Below are 20,174 nucleotides of genomic sequence, written 5' to 3' on the forward strand. Positions count from 1 at the left end.
CCGCGGGAGAGGGATCAGAGCCGGACGTTCCAGTCGACCGAGGAGCGCAGGGTGCGCACCACCTTCGGGTCGCGCACCGACGGGGTGCGGTCCTCGGCCGTGACCGTCAGACGGTGCGTGCGGAAGTCGAAGAGCCACAGTTCCGCCACCGACACCTCGGTGCGGCCCTCGAAGCGCTTCAGCTCCCGGCCGTCGAGGTACCAGCGGACCACGAGCTGTCGGCCGTCCGCGCCGGCCAGCTTCGGCACGGAGGCCTTGGCCTTGTGGCGCAGCCGCAGGGTGCGGTCGGTCGGGGTGAGCGGGGTGACGATCCGCGCGTGCTGGTAGAACCCGGCGATCATCGACTCGACGCCGGGCAGGTTGAAGGGCTTGCCCAGGACCCGCATGAGGGAGTTGTCGGTGGGCCGGTACAGCCCGGTCACGAAGTAGTTGCCGCCCTCGTACGCGCCGACCGTGCCGCCGTCGGGTGATTCCTCGCCGAGCCAGCGGTACCACTTGGCCCGCTGCGCGGCCATGCGGTCGGCCGGCAGGGCCGAGCTGTTGGATTCGCCGGGCTCGGGGCCGGTGTACTTCTCGTAGTCCGGGACGCCCGGGTAGAAGTACTCGTCGGCGAGCTTGCCGAGGGAGTGGCCGGTCTCGTGGATGGCGACCTGGCCGGACTTCGGGTGGCCCGCGGAGGCCGTCGATATCCCCTCGTAGCCGAGGGTGGCGCTGGGCTCGTTGTAGCCCGCACCGCCGTACTTGGCGCTGTTGGCCAGGACGATGACGAGGTCGGCGGCGGGCGCCTTCGCCACGTACGTGTCCACCTTGGGCTGGTCGACGCAGAGCAGCCGCTCGATGTTCTCGCACCAGAAGTACGAGCCGAGGGCGGTGTCGCGGACGGTGGCCGGGTCGGGGTCGCCGGAGACTCCGGAGTCGTGCGAGACGGCGTCGACCGTCCAGACGTTGAAGAGGTTCCGGTACGTGGTGTAGGGCTCGACGGCGGTCACCTCGGCCCATTTCTGCTCGGCGTCGGTGTGGAACCGGGCGAGTTCGGCGGCGGTGTACCCGTCACCGATGACCACGACGTCGAGGCGGTCGGCGGTGGAGCCGTTGTCGATCATCTTGGTGACCTGTCCGTCGGCCGACCGCTCGGCCGGTGACAGCCGCCCCGAGGCCTTGGCGGGACTGCCGGCGGCCGGTACGCGGGCGTGGCCCGATCCGGCGTCACCACCGTGCTCCGGACCGGGTATCTCGACCTCGATCCGGGGCCCCGCCGTGGCGTCGGCCGCGCCGGCCGCGCCGGCGGGTCCGGCGGCCACCAGCGCGGCGGTCGCGCAGATCGTCGCGACGGCCGCGCGCAACGCCGAGCGCACGGCCGGACGGCTGCCCGGACGCCTGCCCGAACCTCTGACTGGATCCATGAAGTACTCCCCCGGGAACGGAAGTTAAGTGATTTGTTAAGCACGATGAATCGGTTGCTTAAACTAGGTGGCGCAGGGGACGTGCGCAATGCCTGCTCCCGCTGAATACTGGGGAGTTCGAGCGACCAGGGGGATTTCATGGACGAACCGGCCCGGATCGGCCGCAGGGTGCAGCGCATGCGCGGTGAACTCGGCCTGACTCAGCGGCAGTTGGCGGAGCCCTCCTACACCTCGGCCTATATCTCCACACTGGAGTCGGGCAAGGTCCGGCCCTCCGAGACCGCGCTGCGCTTCCTCGCCGCCCGCCTGGGCACCTCGTACGAGGAGCTCACCACCGGCCGCCCCGCCCACCTGGCCACCGAGCTGCGGCTCGCCCTCACCGACGCCCAGCAGACGCTCGCCACGGGCGCGGCCGACGAGGCCGCCGCACGCTACCGGCGGCTGCTCGCCGAGGCCGAGGAGCTCGGGCTGGTCCCCGAGCAGGCGGAGGCCCGGCTCGGGCTCGGCGACTGCGCACTGGAGTCCGGCGAACTGCCGGACGCGATCGGCCACTTCGAGGCGGCGGAGCGCCTCCTCGCGGACGAGCCGCTCCCCCGCAGGGCCCGGCCGATCCGCGGCCGGGCCGTCGCGCACCTGCTCGCCGGTGAGCTGCGCTACGCCTGCTACCTGCTCGAATCCACCATCGACGAGCTGGGCGCGAGCGGGCTGGCCGATCCCGAGGCACTCGTGCTGCTCAACGCCGCGATCATCGGGCCCTACCTCGACATGGGCGCCCACGCCCGGGCCGCCCGGGCCGCCGAGCTCGCCCTCGCACTGGCTCCGCAGGTCGGCGATCCGGCGCTGGTGGCGGGCATGCACCGGCAGGTGGCCCGGACCTTCCTGGCCGGGGGGCGGGTGGCCGATGCCGACGCCTCACTGGCGAAGGCCCAGGAGATCTACGGCCACCTGCGGCTGCGGACCGACCTGGCGCACTGCCACTGGATGCGCGGCTACGTACAGGCGCAGAACGGCGAACTGGCCTCGGCGGAGCGGGAGCTGCGCATTGCCCGGGACATGCTGTCGGCCCGTCGCGCCGGGCTCTACACGGCGCAGGTGGAAGTGGAGCTGGCCGACGTACTGCGCCAGCTCGGCCGGTACGAGGAGGCCGCCGGACTGCTCTCGGCGCTGCTGGAGCTGGGGGACAGCCACGGCGCCGTGCACGCGGGCGGCGCGCACCGGCTCCTCGGCCTGATGGCCGAGGAACGCGGTGAGCCGGAGTCGGCCGAGGAGCACTACGTACAGGCCCTGGCGCTGCTGGAGCGCAGTGGGGCGTCGGGTGATCTCGCGGACCTGTGCCGGCTGCTGGGCGATCTGCTGCGGCGTACGGGCCGGGTCGAGGCGGCCATGGACGCGTACCGTACGGGCCTGGGGCACCGCGCGGCGCCCGGCACCACCACGCTGGGCCCGGCGCCCGCCGCGCCCGCGCTGCGGCCCGCCCCGGTCAGTGGTTCTCGGTGGGCTGCAGGTCCCGCGGAATGAGCGTCCAGGTCGTGGCCGCCGCGGCGACCGCGAGTACGGCGGCCAGCAGGAAGGCCGGAGTGATCGCCAGCGTGTAGGCGTGCGAGGCGGTGTCGAGCAGCGCCTGGCCGACGGCGCCGCCGATGCGTTCGGCGGTGTGCGCGGCCTCGCCGACGGAGCCCTGTACGGCGGCCGCGCTCGGGCCGTCCAGCTCCAGGGCGGGCAGGTTGCCCCGGTAGAGCGCCGCCGCGGTGGAACCGAGGACGGCGACACCCATGGCCGAGCCGAGTTCGTAGCAGGTCTCCTCGATGGCGGCGGCGCTGGAGACGTCGGCGGCGGGCGCGGCGGAGACCAGGGTCACTGAGGCCACCGTGGTGGCGAGGCCGGCGCCCAGGCCCATCACGGTCAGGGCGGCGGCGAAGGCCGGATAGCCGAGGCCGGTGAACTGCTGGAAGATCCAGGGCAGCGCCATGCCTGCGGCCAGGACGACCAGCCCGGCACCGAGCACGTGGCGGATGGCGAAGCGGTGCATCAGCGAAGGGGCCACCATCGAGGCGGCGATCAGCGCGAGCGGGGCTGGCAGCAGGCGCAGTCCGGCCTCCAGCGGGGTGTAGCCCTCGCCGTACTGGAACCACTGGGTGACGAGGAACAGGATCGCGCCCATGCCCACCATGGGCAGGAAGATCGCGGTGGCCGCGACGCTGAAGGCGGGCTTGGCGAACAGCCGTACCTGCAGCAGCGGGTGGTCCAGGCGCAGCTGGCGGCGTACGAAGACGGTCAGCGCGCCGGCGGCGACCAGGAGCAGGGCCCAGGGCAGCGGGTCGGCGATTCCGCTCTTGCCGAGCTGCTTGATTCCGCCCGCGAGGGCGAGCATGCCGACGACGGACTGGCCGACGCCCCACCAGTCCCACCTGCCGCTGCTGCGCGGGGAGCGAGATTCGGGCAGGTAGCGCAGGCCGGCCGCGACGATGACGGCGGCGACGGGGAGGTTGAGGAGGAAGGCGGAGTGCCAGCCGTAGTCCTGGACCAGGAGTCCGCCGACGACGGGCCCGAAGGCCATGCCGCCGCCGAAGACGGCCGCCCAGACGGCGAGCGCGAAGGCGCGCTCCTTGGCGTCGGTGAAGACGGTGCGCAGGATCGACACGGTGGAGGGCATGATGGCCGCGCCGCCGATGCCGAGCAGGGCGCGGGCCGCTATGACGTGCCAGGCCTCGGTGGAGAACACGGCGATGAGCGAGGCGAGCGAGAAGACGCCGAAGCCCGCCATGAGCAGCCGCTTGCGTCCCCAGCGGTCACCGAGCGCGCCCGCGGTGACCAGCAGTCCGGACAGGGCGAGCGCGTAGACGTCGATGATCCACAGCTGCTGTACGGCACCCGGCTGGAGGTCGCCGACGAGCGAGGGGAAGGCCACGTTGAGGATCGTGGTGTCCATGGAGATGAGCAGGAGGCTGCCGGAGAGGATCGCCAGGACGATCCACCTACGGGGGGCCTGCGCGGGGGTGTGCATGAGGTTCCGTTCAGAGGTGCGCACGGTGCGCACGGGTGGCGGGGAGCTTCAGGGCGCGGGAGCGCCCGCGGGGGGCTGCGCGAGCGGCCGCGTCCCGCTGAGGAAGGAGGTCAGCACGAGGTGGCCGATCTGGCGCGGGGCGAAGTGGCCGTCGCGCACCCCCTCGGCGGCCGCGTCGAGCAGGCCCCAGAGCGAGTACCAGATCCAGTACGGCGGCAGGTCCGCGCGCAGCCGGCCCAGCCGCTGGCCGAGGGCGATGAAGGCCACGGCCTGCTGGTCCTGCCGGTCCACGCCGGCCCGGAACTCCGGGTCCGCGAGGACGGTGGCGTCGCGCGAGGTGAAGCCGTAGAGGTGCGCGGCGGGCATCAGGGCGACGACCAGTTCCTCGATGGCGGCGTCGAAGGCGGCCGCGTCGGCGCTCCGCGTCAGGTCGAGCGGGGCCAGGCACCCGTCGACGACCTCGATCGCCCGGACGGCGACGGCCTTGAGCAGGGCCTCACGGGTCGCGTAGCGGCGGCTCAGCGTGGCGCGGCTGGTGCCGATGCCGGCGGCGATCTGCACCATCGAGGCGCTGTGATCGCCGGCGAGGACGCGGGCGGCGCCGTCCAGCAGTTCTTCTTCGTTCAACACCATGAGTGAGCCTCCTTAGCCTCGGACGATACAAGATTGTCTCATTCGAAGCAAAGAAGGCTCCCGCGTGAGCCTCTATTGAAAATGGCATTCATTTCCGTATACTGCCTTCATGGCACGCAACGAAGTACGCCCGATCGTCAAGCTCCGCTCCACCGCGGGCACCGGCCACACCTACGTCACCCGCAAGAACCGGCGCAACGACCCCGACCGCATGGTGCTGCGCAAGTTCGACCCGGTCGTCCGCCGGCACGTCGACTTCCGCGAAGAGCGCTGACCCCGCCCAGCCCAGCCCCGCCCCTCCCCGCCCCTCCCTGCCCCTCCCCAAGGAGCGCACCGTGAAGCCCGGAATCCACCCCGCCTACGGCCCCGTCGTCTTCCGCGACAAGGCCGCCGACTTCGCCTTCCTCACCCGGTCGACCGCCACCAGCGACAAGACGGTCGAGTGGCAGGACGGCCACACCTACCCCGTCATCGACGTCGAGATCTCCTCGCAGAGCCACCCCTTCTACACCGGCACCGCCCGCGTCCTGGACACCGCCGGCCGTGTCGAGCGCTTCCAGCGCCGCTACGGGAGCAAGCCGTGACCCTGCCCGTCGTCATCGTCGGCGGGCTCCACGGCGACGCCCGCCGCAGCGCGGTGCGGGAGCTGCTGGCCGCCGTGCCGGGCAGCGTCGCCCTGCACCACGACCTGTCCACGGCGGCCGACGGGACCGTACGGCGCCTGGTACGGGACGCCTCGGGCGAGCTGTCCCGGGGCGAGGCCCCGCTCGTGAACGACTGCGCGTGCTGCGCGCTGCGCGAGGACCTGCTCCCGGAGCTGTGGCGCCTCGCCGCGGACGGACTCACCCGGCTCGCCGTCGTCGAACTGTGGGACTCCGTCGAACCGCGCGCCATGGCCGAGGTCGTGGCCGCGCACGGCGGCGAAGCGCTGGACCTCACCAATGTGATCACCGCCGTCGACCCCGCCCTCGTCCTGGCGTACCTCGCCAACGGGGACGACCTGGCGGAGGCGGGGCTCGCCGCGGCGCCCACCGACCGGCGGACAGTCGGGGACACCTGGGCCCGGCAGCTGGAGTACGCACCCGTCCTCGCGCTCGTCGACGGCGCGGACGCGGACGACGAGGACCGCGCCCTGCTGGCCCAGCTGCACCCGACCGCCCGCCGGGTGGAGACGGGGTCCGGCGAACTGGCGCGCGCGGCCTTCGCCGGATTCGACACCGAGGCGGCGGCCGCCGCCCAGCATCCGGCCTGCGCGCTGCTGCCGCAGGAGGCGGACGAGGCCGGGGTCGCCACGCTCGTCTGGCACCGCCACCGCCCCTTCCACCCGGAGCGGCTCTACGAGGCTCTGGAGGTCCTCGCGGCCGCGGCCGCCCGCAGCCGGGGCCGCTTCTGGCTCGCCGACCGCCCCGACACCCTGCTGGCCTGGGACGCGGCGGGCGGCGCGCTCCGCGTGGAGAACAGCGGCCCGTGGCTGGCCTCGCTGCCGGACGCCGCGTGGGAGATGGTGCCTCCCGTGCGCAGGGCGGCCGCCGCGCTGGGCTGGCACCCCGAGCACGGCGACTGCTGCCAGCACCTGGTCTTCACCTCGCCCGGCCTCGACCGCGAAGGGCTGGCGGAACTCCTCGACTCGTGTCTGCTGACCGACGCCGAGTTCGCCGCCGGGCGGGAGGCGTGGAAGCGACTGCCGACCGCCTTCGGCGCCTTCCTCGACCCCGTCTCCTGACCGTCCGGCAGACCGGGTCCGAGGCTGCCCGCCGGCCCTGGCCGCCGCTCCTGGTCCCCGGGCCTGCCCGCCGGTCCTCGTCCCCGGTCCTAGTCGCCGGTGCCGCGCGCGCGGGCTCCCGATCGGGTGCGGCCCGGGGTCTGGGCCCGCTGCGGGTGGCGGCGTACGTACTCGTGCTCGAGCTCGTTCATCCGCTTCGTGTGGGTGACCAGGGCGTCGTCGGACCCGTGCAACAGGGTCTCGTGGCGTGTGCGGTGGATGGCCTCCAGCTCCTTGAGCAGCCGGCCCTCCTCCAGTTTCTGCGCCGACGGACCGCCGTCGTGCTCCGTCATGGCACGTGCACCTCCTCCACCGGGCCGCGGGATCACACTTGGCCTGCCTCCCCGGCCACTCCATCATCCCCCGCTCCACGGGACAGGGCCTCCGGGGCCGGGCGTGCCGTGCGGAAGGTACGGCGGTACGCGTGGGGAGAGACCCCGATGGCGGTGCGCAGGTGCTGGCGCAGCGAGGCTCCGGTACCCAGGCCCGCGCGGGCGGCCACCGTGTCGACGGGCCAGTCCGTGGTCTCCAGCAGGTACCGGGCCCGCTCGATCCGCTGCTGTACGAGCCATCGTCCGGGGCTCGCTCCGGCCTCGTCCCGGAAGCGGCGGGTGAAGGTCCGGACGCTGACCTTCGCGTGAGCGGCCATGTCGGCCAGGGTCAGGGGTTCACCGAGCCGCTCCGGTACCCAGGCGCGCGTGGGCGCGGTGCCGCCGGCCGTGGGGGCGGGAACGCGGCGGCGGATGTACTGCGCCTGCCCGCCGTCGCGCCACGGCGGAACGACACAGGCGCGCGCGACGTCGTTGGCGATCGCGCTGCCGTGGTCGCGGCGGACGATGTGCAGGCACAGGTCGATGCCCGCGGCGACCCCGGCCGAGGTCAGTACGTCGCCGTCGTCGACGAACAGCACGTCGGGTCGACGCGGACCCGGGTGAACGTCCGCCGCAGCCGGTCGGCCTCCCGCCAGTGGGTGGTGGCCGGACGGCCGTCGAGCAGGCCCGCGGCGGCCAGGACGTAGGTGCCTTCGCGGAGGCCGTGAGCGACGTCGACGTCGTCCTCGACGCCGTCGGGCCCGCCTACTGGTCCCGCTCCCTGAGCACCCTGCGGCCCGGCGGGACACTGATCTCGATCGTGCCCCCGGACGGGACCTTCCCCGCCGAACGGGCCCGCGCGGCCGGGGTGCGCGCGGTGTTCATGCTCGTCGAGCCCGACCAGGCCGCGCTGCGCGCGATCGCCGCCCTGGTCGACAGCGGCCGGCTGCGGGTCGGGGTCGACGCGGTGGTCCCCCTGGAGGAGGCGGCCAGGGCGCACACGCTCGGCGCGGGCGGACCCACCCGGGGAAAGATCGTCCTGTCCGTGGCCTGACCCGCCATCGACGCCGCCGCACTGGCGTCCGCGGCACGCCAGGGTGAGTAGACACTGTCTACTCACCCTGGTAGACAGTGACCATGGACCAGGAGAGACCGCTCCGGGAGCGGCTGATCGACGTGGGTGTGGAACTCGTCATGAGCGAGGGCGCCGGCGCTCTCGGGCTGCGGGAGATCGCCCGCCGGGCGGGTGTCTCGCACGGGGCGCCGCGCCGGTACTTCCCCACCCACCAGTCCCTGCTGTCGGCGATCGCCCGGCGCGGGTTCGAGGATCTCGGGGTGCGCATCGCGGCCTCGGCGGGTGCGCCGGAGCCGTCCCCGCGGGAGCGGGTGCGGACGATCGGGTGCGCGTACGTCGGCTACGCGCTGGAGCACGCGGGGATGTTCGCGCTGATGTTCCGGCACGACCTGCTGGACAGTACGGGCCAGGGTCCCTCCGAGGGGCCGCGGCTGCGGGAGTCGACCCTCCCGATGTTCGATCTCCTCGTGACGCTCGTCCGCCGGTGCGGGGCGGCCGAACCCTCCGTCACCGCCGCCGCGTTGTGGGCCAACCTGCACGGCGTGGCGCAGTTGTGGCGCTGGGGCAGCCTGCCCCTGGTCCTCGGCGGCGCGCCGGCCGACGGCGTCGAACGGCTCGTCGGCGCCGCCGTCCACGCCCACCTCGGTCCGGAGCCCGTATGAGGCAGCGGATCTCACTGCTCGTCAGTGTGGCGGGAGCCATGCTCGTCGCGCTGGACGGCACCGTACTGACCGTGGCGCAGCCGAGTCTTCGGCGCGACCTCGGGGCGAGCGTGGCGCAGGTCCAGTGGACCAGTACCGCCTATCTGCTGGCCGTGGCCGCGTTCCTGGTGGTGGCCGGGCGCCTCGGCGACCGGTACGGGCACCCCCGGCTGCTCTTCGTCGGCGTACTCGGCTTCGCCGCCGCCTCGGCCGGCATCGTGTGTGCGCCCGGCGTGGGCTGGGTGATCGCCCTGCGCGCCGCGCAGGGCGTGTTCGGCGCGCTGCTGCAGCCCGCGACGCTGGCGCTGCTGCGGCTCGCGTATCCGCCCGACCGGCTCGCCGCTCCGGTCGCCGTGCGGACCAGCGCGATCGGATTGGCCGCGGCGGCCGGTCCGCTGCTAGGGGGTGTGCTGGTGGCGCAGTGGGACTGGCGGGCGGTGTTCGTGATCAATGTGCCGGTGGCGCTGGTGATCGCCGCGCTGACGCTCGCCGTACGGGCCCCCGCGCCGCCGCGGACGGAGCGCGGGCGGCTGGAGCTCACCGGCGCCGCCCTGCTCGCCACCGCCCTCGCGGTGTTCGTGCACGCGCTGGTCGGCGTGCCCGCGTACGGGTGGACCGCCGCGCCCACCGTCATCGGCTTCGGGGCCGCCGCCGGGCTCGCGGCCCTGTTCGTACGCCGCGAGCGGCGGGCCGCGCAGCCGTTCGTACCGCGCGCGGTGGCCCGGTCCACGGCGGTGACGGCCTCGATGGGGCTGTTGCTGATCGTCTCCGCGGGCATGTTCGGGGCGCTGTTCACGGCCACGTTCCAGCTCCAGGACGTCGAGGGGCTGGATCCGCTCGCCACCGGCGTGCGGGTGCTGCCGCTGACCGCGCTGATGGTGGCGGGGGCCCCGGTGGCGGGCCTGGCGCTGCGCCGGTTCGGTGCGCGCCGGACCGCGCTGGCCGGTACGGGGCTGGTCGTCGCCGGGATCGCCGGGCTGGGCTCCGCGTCCGCGGTGGCCTTCGGGGTGCTCGGCGCCGGGTTCACCACCGTCATGGTCACGGCCACCGGGGCCGTGGTCGGCGAGGCCCCGGCCGGGTACGCCGGGGTCGTCGGGGGGCTCAAGCAGACGGCCATGAACGTCGGCCCGGCCCTCGGGATCGCGGTCGCCGCGAGCGCCGGGCCGCACGGCTCGCCGCTGGTGGCGCTGGCCGCGCTGACGGCCGTAGGACTGGTGGCGGCGTCACTGCTGCCCGGCGGCGCGCGCCCGGCAGCTGCGGGCGACCTCGTCGGCGAAGACCAGGGCGGGCGGGGCGAGGGCGGCCCAGCGGCGGACGGCCCAGCCGACCGCGAGCGGCGGCAGGGCGGGGATCGGCACGAGGCGCAGCGGGCCGTCGGAGCCGGGGACCCGCCAGCCGGGCAGCGCGGGCACGACGGCGTGGCCGAGGCCTAGTTCGGCGAGCAGCAGGGCTGTGTCCCAGTCGGCCACGCTGGTGTCGGAGCTGACCCGGATGCCGGATTCGGCGAAGGCGGCGTCGAGGTGGGCACGGGAGGCGGAGTTCTCGGGCAGTCGGATGTGGCGGATGCCGGCGAGGTCGGCGGGGTCGATGCGGGCGCGGGCGGCGAGGGGGTCGTCCGCGCCGACGGCGAGCACCCAGGGCAGTTCCATGACGGGGCGCAGCTCGATGCCGCGGACGGGGCCGCCGATGGTGATCCAGGCGAGGTCGAGGTCGTCGGCGGCGAGGGCGTCGAAGCAGCTGCGGCTGGAGTTCTCGGTCTGGAACTCCAGGCTCACCTCGGGGTGGCGGCGGCGGAAGGTGACGACGGCCTCGGACATGAAGTGCCGCACGGTCGTCGCGCCGGTGGTGACGCGGACCGTGCCGCCGCCGCCCCGGACGAGGTCGTCCACGCGGCGCAGGGCGCCGTCGAGTCCGGCGATGCCGTCGGCGGCGGCCGCCTGGAGGATGCGGCCAGCCTCGGTGGGTACGACGCCACGGGCGTGACGCTCCAGGAGGCTCGTGCCGGTCTGCTTCTCCAGGCGGCGGACGTGCTGGCTGACGGCCGACTGGGTGCAGCCGAGGTCGCGGGCCACGGCACTGAGGCTGCCGGCGCGGCATACGGCCACGAACACACGAAGATCATCGAGGGTCATGAACCCCAAGGTATCGCTTGGAGGTGGGGAGTAAATCGGAGGATTGACTTGGGTGTTGGATGGGATCAAGATCGATGCAGGGCCCGGGCGGCAACCCGCCCCTGCCCGCGCCACGGGGTCCGGAACCCAGGCACGGGTGGGGCCGGGTGTCGACCCGTCCGCCCCGTCCACGTCGACCGGAGGGACACGCCGGTGTCGGATCACGCCGTCGCATGGCTGCGGGAACTCGGTGCGCAGGAGATCGCCCACCCGGGCGGGACCCTCCTCGCCCACCTTGAACGCGTACAGGGGCTGCTCGCGTCCTGGGGAGCGCGGCCCGCGCTCCGACGGGCCGGCCTGTGCCACGCGTTCTACGGTACGGACGGTTTCCCCACCGCCCTGCTGCCGCTCGCCCGGCGGGCCGAACTGGCCGCGGTGATCGGCGACGAGGCCGAGGAGATCGTGTACGGGTACGCCGCCTGCGACCGCGCGGCTTCGTATCCGACGCTCGCCTGCGCGGAGGCGGCCTTCCGGGACCGGTTCACCGGCCGCGTCCACTCCCCCGCCCTGGAACTCCGGCGGGACCTCGCCGAGTTGTCGGCGGCCAACGAGCTCGACCTCGCGCGGATCGATCCCGTCTTCCGCGAGGCGTGGGGAGCCGAACTCCGCGCCCTGTTCACACGGTTGCGCGGACTGCTGAGCGAGCCGGCCCGGCGGGAGTGCCGGGCCGTGCTCGGCGGTCTGGAGGGCTAGTGGGTGCCTTGCCGGCCGCCGCGAGCCCGGCCTGACCGGCGAGACACCCCCTGGGCGGTCAGGAGGCGGGCCGACCGGTGAGGGTGATCTCGGCGGCGCTGGTCCAGGGGCCGCGGCCGCCCGCCTCGGTCAGTGCTTTGAGGCGGAGATAGCGGCCGCTCTTCGGGGCGAGGGCCGCCGTCTTGGCGGCCGCGGTGTCGGCGAAGGTGCCGCTCGCCACCGGCGGCCCCCAGTCGGCGGTGGTGTCGGAGACGTAGACCTCGTAGCCGCCGATCCGGCCGTTGACGCCGCCGTCCTGGCGGGGCAGGTAGCCGAGGCCGTCCACCGCGTAGCGGGCGCCGAGGTCGATCTGGATCTCGTGCGGGAGCGGGGCGGGCTTCGCCGAGGACCAGGCCGTGTGCCACAGGGTGGCCGGGTTCCCGTCGAAGGCGCGCGCGGCCGCGCCGTTCTCGGCGGCGGTCTCCTGGCTGTCGGCGTGGACCAGGGACCAGGCCGACCGGTCGATCGGGGCGGATGAGGGCAGAGCCGCCGCCGCGGGGACGCTGGTGCCGGTGGCCGCGACGGTGAACGCGCCCGCCGTGCCGGGCGTCTTGATCCACAGGACTCCGGAGCGGTCCGCCGGGTCGAAGTACCAGCCGGACGCGGCGGAGTCGTAGGCGGCCTTGGAGGCCAGGCCCGGCACGGGGGTCCCGTCCAGGGTGACGGTGGCGGGTGCGGTGGCCACGTGCAGGGTGAACTCGTGGCCGCGGGAAGCCGGTTTGCCGGTGTAGTCGCCGGTGGGGGCCCCCACGGAGACGGTGACCGTGCCGGTGCCGGCCGCCGGGGCGGTGACGTCGACCCGCTGGCGGGCGTAGGCACCGGTCCGGTACGCGCGGGTGCGGCCGTCGTCCTCGTAGAGGCTGAAGGAGGAGGTGCCCCGCGGGTGGATGTCGTAGGTGAGGGTGGAGACGGGCTTCTCCCCCGTGTGGTTCATCTGCGGCCACATCGGTACGACGGCGCCGCCCTTGACGAAGAGCGGCAGGGTGTCGAGCGGTGCCTGGTACCCGTTCAGCCACCCCGGGCCCGCGTACGCACGGCCGGTCCAGTAGTCGGTCCAGGTCCCGGCGGGGAGGTAGATGCCGTCGCGGACCGGGGAGTCGGAGACGACGGGCGCGACGAGGAGGGAGTCACCGGCCATGAACTGTCCGCTGGTGAGGTTGCCGCGGGCCACCGGGTCGTCGGGGTACTCCAGGACCATGGCGCGGGTGCTGGGTACGCCGCTCTCGTGGGCGACGCGGCTCATCGTGTACAGGTACGGCATCAACCGCATCTTGAGCTGCAGGTACTTGCGGTTGATGGACAGGTACGGCTCGGCGAAGCGCCAGGGCTGCTTGTCGTGGTAGCCGGCGGACGGGCCGGTCGCGCCCCAGCCGGACATGGTCATGAAGGCCGGGGTGAAGGCCTTCCACTGCAGGTCCCGGGTGTACGTCTGCGGGCTGCCGCCGAAGATGCCGTCGATGTCACCGGCCGCGTAGTTGAGGCCGGAGAGACCCGCTCCGGTGATGGCGGGGACGTGCCAGCGCATGTCGTCCCAGGTGCCGTACGTGTCGCCGGTCCAGACGACGGCGTTGCGCTGGGTGCCCGCCCAGCCGTCCACGGTCCAGACGAAGCGGCGGGCGTCGGAGTTCTTCTCGATCCCGTCAACGGCCTGCCGCACGCCGTCGAAGGCGTACTTGTAGCCGCTGCCGATCCAGGCCACGTCGGTCTTCACGCCCCGGCTGCCGGCCGTGCCCACCTCGTCGGCGATGGAGCCGAGGCCGGTGGAGGTCCACAGGCCCGTCTGGAAGCCCTTGGCCTTCAGGGCGTCCACCGTCGCCTTGAGGGGTGCGGTGTAGCCGCAGCCGTAGCCGTCGTTGGGCAGGAACCAACCCGAGGGCATGTCGGCGGCCCGGGCGTCGGCCGCGTAGCCGACGACGTCGGGGGTGGTCTGGTGGCGAAGCCGGTTGTGATCGCCCTGGTAGTCGGGGTTGGAGGCGTTGAAGCAGTCGGCGTTGCCGAGCTCGAAGCCCCACATCGGCGCCATGAACGGCTTCCCGCTGACGTCGGTGTAGGCGTCGAGCACGGACTTGAGGGAGTCGCCGGTGAAGTACCAGGCGTCGAAGCGCTTCTCGTCGTGGGTGAGGGTGGTGGGCGCGTCGAAGCCGTAGGAGCCCGGGGCCCAGGTGTTGCGCATGACGCCGTAGCCGTTGGTGGACATGTAGAAGGGGGCGGGGCTGGCGTTGTCGTTCTCGCGCCACTTGTTGTCGACGGCGATCGGTACCGTCTTGCCGCGCAGCGCCCACTCGCCCAGGCGCAGGCCGGTGCCGTAGAACTGCTCGTCCGCGCCCCGGGCCAGGTACTGGGTGGTCCGGCCGCCGGTCCAGCTGGTGGGCCGGGTCTCCTGCCAGACGGGTGTGGTGTCGTCGGCGCGGAAGACGGAGAACTGCAGGGGCCTCTTGTTGACCCGGATGGAGAGGGATCCGGTGGTGATCCGGTAGTACGCGCCGGCGTCCGACCAGCTCGTGGCCACGGGGCCGAAATCGGTGGTGGGCGCGAGGTCGGTGCCGGCCGGGTCGTCGGTGAAGGACCCGTCGGGCGAGAGCCAGAGGCGGAAGATGTCGGCGCGGGCGACGACCACGCGGGCCTTGGCCCCGCCGGAGGCGGTGACGGTGAAGGTGTTCCCGGACCGGGTGAAACCGGTGACGTCGCCGGCCGTCGCCGTGGCTCCGGCGGGGGCGGCGGCTCCGGCGGGGGCGGCCGAGGCGGGTAAGGCGACCGGTCCGGCGGCGGCCAGACCCGCCACGGTGAGGGCGGCGGCGAGCAGGGCGACGGCCGGGGTGCGCCGCCTGCGCCGCCGTCGCGCCGCGTGAACTCGGCTGCCTGACGGGCCTTGCCGACCCTGGCTCCTGCGGATGCTTGGCAGTCTCATGGGGCAGCTCCTCGTGCGGTCCGGGACACGGACACAGCTCCTTGGCATGCTCCCGGCAAGATAGCGCTCCGATGGGCCTCGGTGAAAGATGATGCTCGAAGTCGACTTCTCTCACGCATCTTTGAGCATCTATCAGGTGGCGTGCGGCCTGGATAGAGTGCGGGGCATGGTGGGCGACGACCCGGCCCGGGTCCACATGGTCGGCGGTCCACGCGGCCTGCTCGTCGTGCTCCCGATGCACCTCGACGGCTGGGCCCGGGTCGTGCTGCACCTGCCGCACGGCCGGGTGGCGGGCGGCTGCGGGGGCGGCCCGGAGGGGATCGCCGCCGAGGCGGCGGCCCGGGGGTGGACGGCGGCGGTCCGCGCATGCCGCTGGAGCAGTACCTTCCGCACCCACCGGCGCCTCGCCGCGCACGACGGCGGCGGGTGCTGCTGATCGGTGACGCCGCCCATGTGTGCAGCCCGATCGGCGGTCAGGGGCTCAACCTGGGGCTGCGGGACGCCGTCTCCCCGGCCGCGGCGCTGCCCGCCGCCACCGCCCGCGGCGGCCCGGCCGACGCGGGGCTCGCGGCCTGGCGCCGTACCCGCCGGGCCGACGCACTGGGCGTCCTCGCCCGTACCGACCTCGCCACCCGTGCCTGGACCCTGCGCTCGGCACCCGCCCGCGCCGTACGGGACACGGCGGTACGGGGCGCCCTCACCACCGCGGCCGGCCGCCGCCTGCTCGCCGAGGCGGTCGCCGGGCCCCGGCCGAACCAGGCAGTCAGGTCCGCGGGGGCGGTGGGTTGACCGCCAGGACCGGTGGGGCCGGGGAGGACCAGCGGTGGCCGCAGGGGTCGAAGACCAGGATCACCGGCCGCCCCGGGCGCTGGCGCCAGGAGATGCGTTCCGGTGCGTCCGCGCACACCGGACAGCAGGGCAGCGGGCGCGGGTCCGGCAGGCACTCGGGGGCGGCCGTGAGCGGCGTGGCGTGCTGATCGCGCATGAAGGCTCCCTCGTCGTGCGGTTGGGCTGATCGCACTGTGCCATGGACGGGCCCGTGTGCGCACGGGCGAATCGTCCAGTGTTCTGGCTGGTCAGAGGTGCGGTCAGCGGGAGGAATCCGGTCCTCTTAGGGGCACTTGGTGATCAACCGCTCGCGCCACCGGCCTCCACCAGGCCCGATTCGTACGCCGCGATCACCGCTTGCGCGCGGTCGCGGACGCCCAGCTTGCCGAAGATGCCGGTGATGTGGTTCTTGACCGTGGAGATGCTGATGTCCAGTTCCGCGGCGATCTCGGCGTTGCCCCGGCCGGTGGCCATGAGCCGCCAGATCTCCAGCTCGCGCGGAGTGAGTTCGAGGGGGGTCTCGGCCGCCCACGACCGCGGCCGCGCTGGGGTCCGTACGTAGGCGGAGAGGAGCCGGCTGAGCAGCCGCGGCGCGACGGCCGCCTCGCCGGTGTGGACGATGCGGACCGCGGCGATCAGCTCCTCCGGGGAGATGTCCTTGGGCAGGAAGCCGTACGCGCCGGCGCGCAGGGCCGCGACCACGTACTCGTCCATGTCGAAGGTGCTGAGGGCCAGGACGCGGGTCTCGGGGAGCGTGCGCGCGAGTTCCTCGGTGGCCTTGACCCCGTCCATGACCGGCATCCGGATGTCCATGACGACGACGTCGGGCCGTACCTCGTGGGCGAGGGCCACGGCCCGGGCTCCGTCCTCGGCCTCGCCGACGACCTCGAACTCCGGGTCGGGGCCGAGGATCAGGGCCAGGCCGCGCCGGACCAGCGGCTGGTCGTCGGCGATGAGTACACGGATCATCCGTGCGGTTCCTCTCTTCAGGCGGTGTCTTGGACCGGGAGAGGGATCCGGGCCGCCACCCGGAATCCGCCACCGGCGAGGGCGGCGGCCTCCAGGGTTCCGCCCTGCAGGGCGACCCGCTCGTGCATACCGATCAGACCGTACCCGGAGCGCGCCGTGGGGCGTGCGGGCGGTGCCTGCGCTCCCGCTCCGTCGTCGCGCACCTCCACGCCCACCCCGTCCCCGTGGTACGTGAGCCGTACGTGGGCCCTCGCCTTGCCCGCGTGCTTGCGGGTGTTGGTCAGGGCCTCCTGGACGATCCGGAAGACGGTGAGGCCCACGGTCGGCGGGAGGGGGCGGACCGGCCCGTCCACGGTGAACTCGGTCTCCGTTCCGGCCAGCCGGGACTCGGTGATGATCCGGCCGAGATCGTCCGCCCCGGGCTGCGGCGCCGGCGGGGTCTGTTCCGGTTCCTCCCCGGCCCGTAGCACGTCGAGGAGTTGGCGCATCTCGCGCAGCGCCATCCGCCCGGAGTCCTCCAGGGTGACCAGCGCCTCCCGGGACACCTCGGGGTCGTACGCCAGGTTGGCCCGGGCCCCGCCGGCCATCAACTGCATGGTGGTGATGTGGTGGGCGACGATGTCGTGCAGTTCGCGCGCGATCCGGCGGCGCTCCTCGGCCACCGCCCGGTCGGCGAGCCGCGTCCGCTGGGCCTCGGCCTCCCGTTGCCGGCGGTTGACCACCACGGCCGCGGTGACGGTGATGAGGGCGGCCACCGCGTTTCCGGCCAGACCCCACCAGCCGTAGGGCAGCGGCCAGCCGCGCTGGCCCGCGGAAACGAGCGGGACCATCGCGACCACCGTCACGGCGACCACGGCGGGGCGGCTCACCCTGACCACCGAGTAGAGGGCGACCGTGAGGCTGAGGGTGAAGTGCGGGGACAGCGGGGCGGCCACGTTCAGCAGGGCGCCCAGGGCCAGTACGGCGCCGAGGACCGGCAGCGGGTGGTCGCGCCGGGCGAGCAGGGTCATCGCCGAGACGACCAGCAGGGCGGCCGCGGTCACGCCGAGGGACCCGCCCTCGGTCAGGGTCGCCAGGGAGAAACCGACGAGGTCGGTGGCACCGGCCGCTATCGCCACGAGCGCGTCGTTGCGCGTCCACGGCCCCCGCTCGCCGCCCCTGTCCGCACCCGCAGTCGCAGCCGCAGCCGTATTCGTTTTCGTCTTCGTGTCCGCACGCGTACCCGCGCCCATGCCCGCCCCCATGCCGCCCGTCCTGTCCCCCGGTGATCCATTCTGGCACCGGCCGCCGCCCGTGCCACCCGACCACGGTCGTGGCCCGTACCAGGACCGGAGTCCTGGTCGGCGCGTACGGCCGGACCCTGGTCCCGGGGTGCGGATCCTCCCCGGACCCGACGTTTCGCCCGCTCGCCCCTGATGGTCTGGAGTCAGGCCGGGAACCCCTGGCCGACAGTGCACAGACCGGAGGAAATGTGATCCGCGCCCTGACCGGATTCTCGACGAGGAGTCCCTGGAAGGTGATCGCCCTGTGGGTGGTCCTGGGATTGGCGGCGGCCGTCCTGGGCCAGGCGTTCGTCTTCCGCGCCGTCCAGACCGGCAACGCCGGGTTCCTTCCCGCGCAGTACGACTCGGCGGCCGCTCTGAAGATCGCCGAGGAGCGGTTCGGGGCGAAGCCGGACGCCAACCTCCTGACCGTACTGGTGGCCCGGTCGGACGAGGCGCCGCTCACCGCCGCCGACGAGCAGCGCATCGACGCGCAGGCCGAGCGGTTGTCCCGGAAGCGCATCGCCATGCCCAGGACCGAGGAGACGATGCCGCTCGCACAGGACCACTCGCAGGTCCCCCGGGTCAGCCCGGCCATGACGGCGCCCGACCGCTCCTTCCGGCTGCTGTCCGTCGAACTGACGGGGAACCCCGCCGATCCCGGGGTGCAGGACACCTACCGGGCCTTCCGGGAGGCGGCCCGGGACGCTCTGGCGGAAGACGGACTGCGCACCGGCTTCACCGGCGGGATCGCCGACCGGGTGGACACGACGGACGCGGAGAAGACCCGTTCTACGGTCGTCGGCATCGCCATGCTCGCGGTCATCGTCCTGCTGCACGTACTCGTCTTCCGCAGCGCCCTCGCGGCCCTGCTGCCGCTGCTCGCGGTCAGCGTCATCGGGGGCGCCGCGGCGGGGGCGGTGGTCGGCGCCGCGCTGCTGACCGGGATCGGACTGTCCGAATCAACACCGAGCCTGATCAGTGTGGTTCTGATGGGCATCGGCATCGACTACTTCCTGTTCCTCCTCTTCCGCTTCCGGGAGCAACTGCGCGAACACCCCGAGCAGTCCGGGCGCGAAGCGGCCGCCCACGTCGCCGGGCGGGTGGGTACGGCCATCACCTCCGCGGCCCTGACCATCGTCGCCGCCTTCGCCACGCTCGGGGTCGCCTCCTTCGGCCAGTTCCGGGTCCTCGGACCGGCCATCGCGCTGTCCGTGCTGGTGATGCTGCTGGGCAGCCTGACCCTGATGCCGGCCCTGCTGGCGGTCACCGGCCGCAAGATGTTCTGGCCTTCCCGCGCCCTGAAGCGAGAGCCCCGCGCGGGGTCCGCCGCGCGGATGGGCGACCGGGTGGCACGCCGTCCGTTCGTGCTGGTCCTGGCTTCGGTGGCACTGCTCGGCACGCTGGCCGCCGGGGTCGTGGGGATGCGCATGGACTACGGCCAGAGTGGTGGGGGCGGCGAACGCACCGCCGCCGTGGCCACCGCGGCCGAGATATCCCGCGCCCTGCCGGCCGGGGTGTCGGACCCGACCAGCGTCTTCGTCACCGCTTCCGACGGCGCCGCCCTGACAGCCGAACGCCTCGGCGGACTGTCCAAGGCGCTCGCCGGGGTCGGCGGGGTGGGCCAGGTCGCGGACACCGTGCTCAGCGAGGACCGGCGGGCGGCGCGGATCGACCTGTTCCTCACCTCCGACCCGCAGCGGCAGGAGGCGCGCGACCTGGTGACGGGTCCGGTCAGGGCCACGGCCCTGGCTCAGGCCCCCGCGGGTACGCAGGCGTACGTGGGCGGCACCGCGGCGGTCTTCGCCGACATCGCGACGGCGGTGGACAAGGACCTTCGGGTGGTCTTCCCGGTGGCGGCGGCGCTCATCGCGCTGATCCTGCTCGCCCTGCTGCGCAGCCTGCTGGCACCGGTGATCCTGCTGGCCTCGGTCGGGCTCGGCTTCGCCGCCACCCTCGGTGCCTCGACCCTCGTGTTCCAGCACGCGCTGGACCGGCCCGGGGTGGACTTCACCCTGCCGCTCGTACTGTTCCTGTTCGTGGTCGCGCTGGGCACCGACTACAACATCCTGATGAGCGACCGGATCCGGGAGGAGATGGCCCGGCCCGGTCCGGCCCGCGCCGCGGTGGGCCGCGCCGTGCGGCACACGGCACCCGCCATCGCCACGGCGGGCCTGGTGCTGGCCGCCTCCTTCGGGAGCCTGGCCGTCACCCCCGCCCCGTCCACGCAGCAGATCGGTTTCGCGACGGCCCTCGGGATCATGCTCTCCGCCTTCGTCCTGTCGATCGTGCTGGTGCCCGCGCTGGCCACCCTCCTGGGCCGGTCCATGTGGTGGCCGGTGCGCCCGCGCCGCCGCACTCAGGACACCGACCCGGACCCGCGGCGTACCCCGGACCGGGTGCTGGTCGGCTGAG

Annotated in this window: 19 protein-coding genes and 2 pseudogenes; 11 read left to right on the forward strand and 10 right to left on the reverse strand. The window is 73.7% G+C overall.

All coding sequences use genetic code 11. From position 1 onward, the window contains the following. Positions 1-14: 14 nt before the first annotated feature. Positions 15-1,403 (reverse strand): M64 family metallopeptidase, encoded by a 1,389-nt coding sequence (locus ACFY04_RS20350; protein WP_389118457.1) that lies wholly within the window; start codon positions 1,401-1,403, stop codon positions 15-17. 138 nt (positions 1,404-1,541) lie between these two features. Between ACFY04_RS20350 and ACFY04_RS20355 the strand changes: the two genes are divergently transcribed. Beyond that, entirely contained in the window at positions 1,542-2,921 is a 1,380-nt protein-coding gene (locus ACFY04_RS20355; protein ID WP_389118459.1) for a tetratricopeptide repeat protein, read from the forward strand. On the opposite strand, the gene ACFY04_RS20360 is transcribed toward ACFY04_RS20355, so the two are convergent. After that, complete coding sequence (locus tag ACFY04_RS20360) at positions 2,884-4,431, reverse strand: MFS transporter (protein ID WP_389118461.1); 1,548 nt, start codon at positions 4,429-4,431, stop codon at positions 2,884-2,886. The genes ACFY04_RS20355 and ACFY04_RS20360 overlap by 38 nt on opposite strands. A gap of 24 nt (positions 4,432-4,455) precedes the next feature. Beyond that, positions 4,456-5,040: a TetR/AcrR family transcriptional regulator gene (locus tag ACFY04_RS20365; RefSeq protein WP_389118463.1), complete on the reverse strand. Its 585-nt coding sequence runs from the start codon at positions 5,038-5,040 to the stop codon at positions 4,456-4,458. 109 nt (positions 5,041-5,149) lie between these two features. Between ACFY04_RS20365 and rpmG the strand changes: the two genes are divergently transcribed. The 3 genes from rpmG (at position 5,150) to ACFY04_RS20380 (ending at position 6,763) form a co-directional block, all read left to right on the forward strand. After that, entirely contained in the window at positions 5,150-5,314 is a 165-nt protein-coding gene (gene rpmG / locus ACFY04_RS20370) for a 50S ribosomal protein L33 (protein ID WP_375933416.1), read from the forward strand. A gap of 61 nt (positions 5,315-5,375) precedes the next feature. Next, positions 5,376-5,624, forward strand: coding sequence for a type B 50S ribosomal protein L31 (locus tag ACFY04_RS20375; protein ID WP_389118465.1), 249 nt, complete (start codon positions 5,376-5,378; stop codon positions 5,622-5,624). Further along, a complete protein-coding gene (locus ACFY04_RS20380; protein WP_389118466.1) occupies positions 5,621-6,763 on the forward strand; it encodes a CobW family GTP-binding protein in 1,143 nt (380 codons plus the stop codon). Before ACFY04_RS20375 ends, ACFY04_RS20380 begins: the two co-directional genes overlap by 4 nt. A gap of 89 nt (positions 6,764-6,852) precedes the next feature. Here ACFY04_RS20380 and ACFY04_RS20385 read toward each other — a convergent pair whose 3' ends face one another. Both ACFY04_RS20385 and ACFY04_RS20390 read right to left on the reverse strand, forming a co-directional pair. Beyond that, a complete protein-coding gene (locus ACFY04_RS20385) occupies positions 6,853-7,095 on the reverse strand; it encodes a DUF6158 family protein (RefSeq protein WP_389118467.1) in 243 nt (80 codons plus the stop codon). A gap of 32 nt (positions 7,096-7,127) precedes the next feature. Continuing rightward, positions 7,128-7,825 (reverse strand): annotated as a pseudogene (locus ACFY04_RS20390) (GlxA family transcriptional regulator); the annotation flags it as partial. A 12-nt stretch (positions 7,826-7,837) separates the two neighbouring features. Here ACFY04_RS20390 and ACFY04_RS20395 point away from each other — a divergent pair. The 3 genes and pseudogenes from ACFY04_RS20395 to ACFY04_RS20405 all read left to right on the forward strand — a co-directional run. Then, positions 7,838-8,167, forward strand: coding sequence for a zinc-binding dehydrogenase (locus tag ACFY04_RS20395; protein ID WP_389118517.1), 330 nt, complete (start codon positions 7,838-7,840; stop codon positions 8,165-8,167). Positions 8,168-8,250: 83 nt separating this feature from the next. Then, a complete protein-coding gene (locus ACFY04_RS20400) occupies positions 8,251-8,850 on the forward strand; it encodes a TetR/AcrR family transcriptional regulator (protein ID WP_389118468.1) in 600 nt (199 codons plus the stop codon). Further along, positions 8,847-10,145: pseudogene (locus tag ACFY04_RS20405) on the forward strand (MFS transporter); the annotation flags it as partial. The gene ACFY04_RS20400 and the pseudogene ACFY04_RS20405, both read left to right, overlap by 4 nt. Here the strand turns inward: ACFY04_RS20405 and ACFY04_RS20410 are convergent. Continuing rightward, positions 10,113-11,021: a LysR substrate-binding domain-containing protein gene (locus tag ACFY04_RS20410; protein ID WP_389118470.1), complete on the reverse strand. Its 909-nt coding sequence runs from the start codon at positions 11,019-11,021 to the stop codon at positions 10,113-10,115. The pseudogene ACFY04_RS20405 and the gene ACFY04_RS20410 overlap by 33 nt on opposite strands. A 192-nt stretch (positions 11,022-11,213) precedes the next feature. Here ACFY04_RS20410 and ACFY04_RS20415 point away from each other — a divergent pair, with 192 nt between their 5' ends. After that, a complete protein-coding gene (locus ACFY04_RS20415; RefSeq protein WP_389118471.1) occupies positions 11,214-11,753 on the forward strand; it encodes a DUF6817 domain-containing protein in 540 nt (179 codons plus the stop codon). Positions 11,754-11,811: 58 nt separating this feature from the next. On the opposite strand, the gene ACFY04_RS20420 is transcribed toward ACFY04_RS20415, so the two are convergent. Continuing rightward, a complete protein-coding gene (locus ACFY04_RS20420) occupies positions 11,812-14,700 on the reverse strand; it encodes a TIM-barrel domain-containing protein (protein WP_389118473.1) in 2,889 nt (962 codons plus the stop codon). Positions 14,701-14,866: 166 nt separating this feature from the next. On the opposite strand from ACFY04_RS20420, the gene ACFY04_RS20425 reads away from it, so the two are divergent. Together ACFY04_RS20425 and ACFY04_RS20430 are read left to right on the forward strand one after the other, a co-directional pair. Further along, on the forward strand, positions 14,867-15,136 hold the full coding sequence (locus ACFY04_RS20425) for a hypothetical protein (protein WP_389118475.1): 270 nt from the start codon (positions 14,867-14,869) through the stop codon (positions 15,134-15,136). Next, positions 15,127-15,489, forward strand: coding sequence for an FAD-dependent monooxygenase (locus tag ACFY04_RS20430; protein WP_389118477.1), 363 nt, complete (start codon positions 15,127-15,129; stop codon positions 15,487-15,489). The genes ACFY04_RS20425 and ACFY04_RS20430 overlap by 10 nt, the downstream gene beginning before the upstream one ends. Here the strand turns inward: ACFY04_RS20430 and ACFY04_RS20435 are convergent. The 3 genes from ACFY04_RS20435 to ACFY04_RS20445 all read right to left on the reverse strand — a co-directional run bounded on the left by ACFY04_RS20435 (position 15,464) and on the right by ACFY04_RS20445 (position 17,615). Then, complete coding sequence (locus ACFY04_RS20435) at positions 15,464-15,685, reverse strand: hypothetical protein (protein ID WP_373040305.1); 222 nt, start codon at positions 15,683-15,685, stop codon at positions 15,464-15,466. The genes ACFY04_RS20430 and ACFY04_RS20435 overlap by 26 nt on opposite strands. A 143-nt stretch (positions 15,686-15,828) precedes the next feature. Beyond that, on the reverse strand, positions 15,829-16,497 hold the full coding sequence (locus tag ACFY04_RS20440; protein ID WP_373040304.1) for a response regulator: 669 nt from the start codon (positions 16,495-16,497) through the stop codon (positions 15,829-15,831). Between the two features lie 17 nt (positions 16,498-16,514). Beyond that, entirely contained in the window at positions 16,515-17,615 is a 1,101-nt protein-coding gene (locus tag ACFY04_RS20445; RefSeq protein WP_389118480.1) for a sensor histidine kinase, read from the reverse strand. Between the two features lie 353 nt (positions 17,616-17,968). On the opposite strand from ACFY04_RS20445, the gene ACFY04_RS20450 reads away from it, so the two are divergent. Continuing rightward, on the forward strand, positions 17,969-20,173 hold the full coding sequence (locus ACFY04_RS20450) for an MMPL family transporter (protein WP_389118482.1): 2,205 nt from the start codon (positions 17,969-17,971) through the stop codon (positions 20,171-20,173). The last annotated feature ends 1 nt before the right edge of the window (position 20,174 follow it).

The organism is Streptomyces sp. NPDC001549 (genome assembly GCF_042894025.1).
GTDB lineage: Bacteria > Actinomycetota > Actinomycetes > Streptomycetales > Streptomycetaceae > Streptomyces > Streptomyces kutzneri.

What these genes read in the sequence shown, in the direction of transcription:
- ACFY04_RS20350 (WP_389118457.1), bottom strand. Translation starts at nt 1,403, where the DNA reads ATGGATCCAGTCAGAGGTTCGGGCAGGCGTCCGGGCAGCCGTCCGGCC.
- ACFY04_RS20355 (WP_389118459.1), top strand. Translation starts at nt 1,542, where the DNA reads ATGGACGAACCGGCCCGGATCGGCCGCAGGGTGCAGCGCATGCGCGGT.
- ACFY04_RS20365 (WP_389118463.1), bottom strand. Translation starts at nt 5,040, where the DNA reads ATGGTGTTGAACGAAGAAGAACTGCTGGACGGCGCCGCCCGCGTCCTC.
- rpmG (WP_375933416.1), top strand. Translation starts at nt 5,150, where the DNA reads ATGGCACGCAACGAAGTACGCCCGATCGTCAAGCTCCGCTCCACCGCG.
- ACFY04_RS20385 (WP_389118467.1), bottom strand. Translation starts at nt 7,095, where the DNA reads ATGACGGAGCACGACGGCGGTCCGTCGGCGCAGAAACTGGAGGAGGGC.
- ACFY04_RS20400 (WP_389118468.1), top strand. Translation starts at nt 8,251, where the DNA reads ATGGACCAGGAGAGACCGCTCCGGGAGCGGCTGATCGACGTGGGTGTG.
- ACFY04_RS20410 (WP_389118470.1), bottom strand. Translation starts at nt 11,021, where the DNA reads ATGACCCTCGATGATCTTCGTGTGTTCGTGGCCGTATGCCGCGCCGGC.
- ACFY04_RS20420 (WP_389118473.1), bottom strand. Translation starts at nt 14,700, where the DNA reads ATGAGACTGCCAAGCATCCGCAGGAGCCAGGGTCGGCAAGGCCCGTCA.
- ACFY04_RS20425 (WP_389118475.1), top strand. Translation starts at nt 14,867, where the DNA reads ATGGTGGGCGACGACCCGGCCCGGGTCCACATGGTCGGCGGTCCACGC.
- ACFY04_RS20435 (WP_373040305.1), bottom strand. Translation starts at nt 15,685, where the DNA reads ATGCGCGATCAGCACGCCACGCCGCTCACGGCCGCCCCCGAGTGCCTG.
- ACFY04_RS20440 (WP_373040304.1), bottom strand. Translation starts at nt 16,497, where the DNA reads ATGATCCGTGTACTCATCGCCGACGACCAGCCGCTGGTCCGGCGCGGC.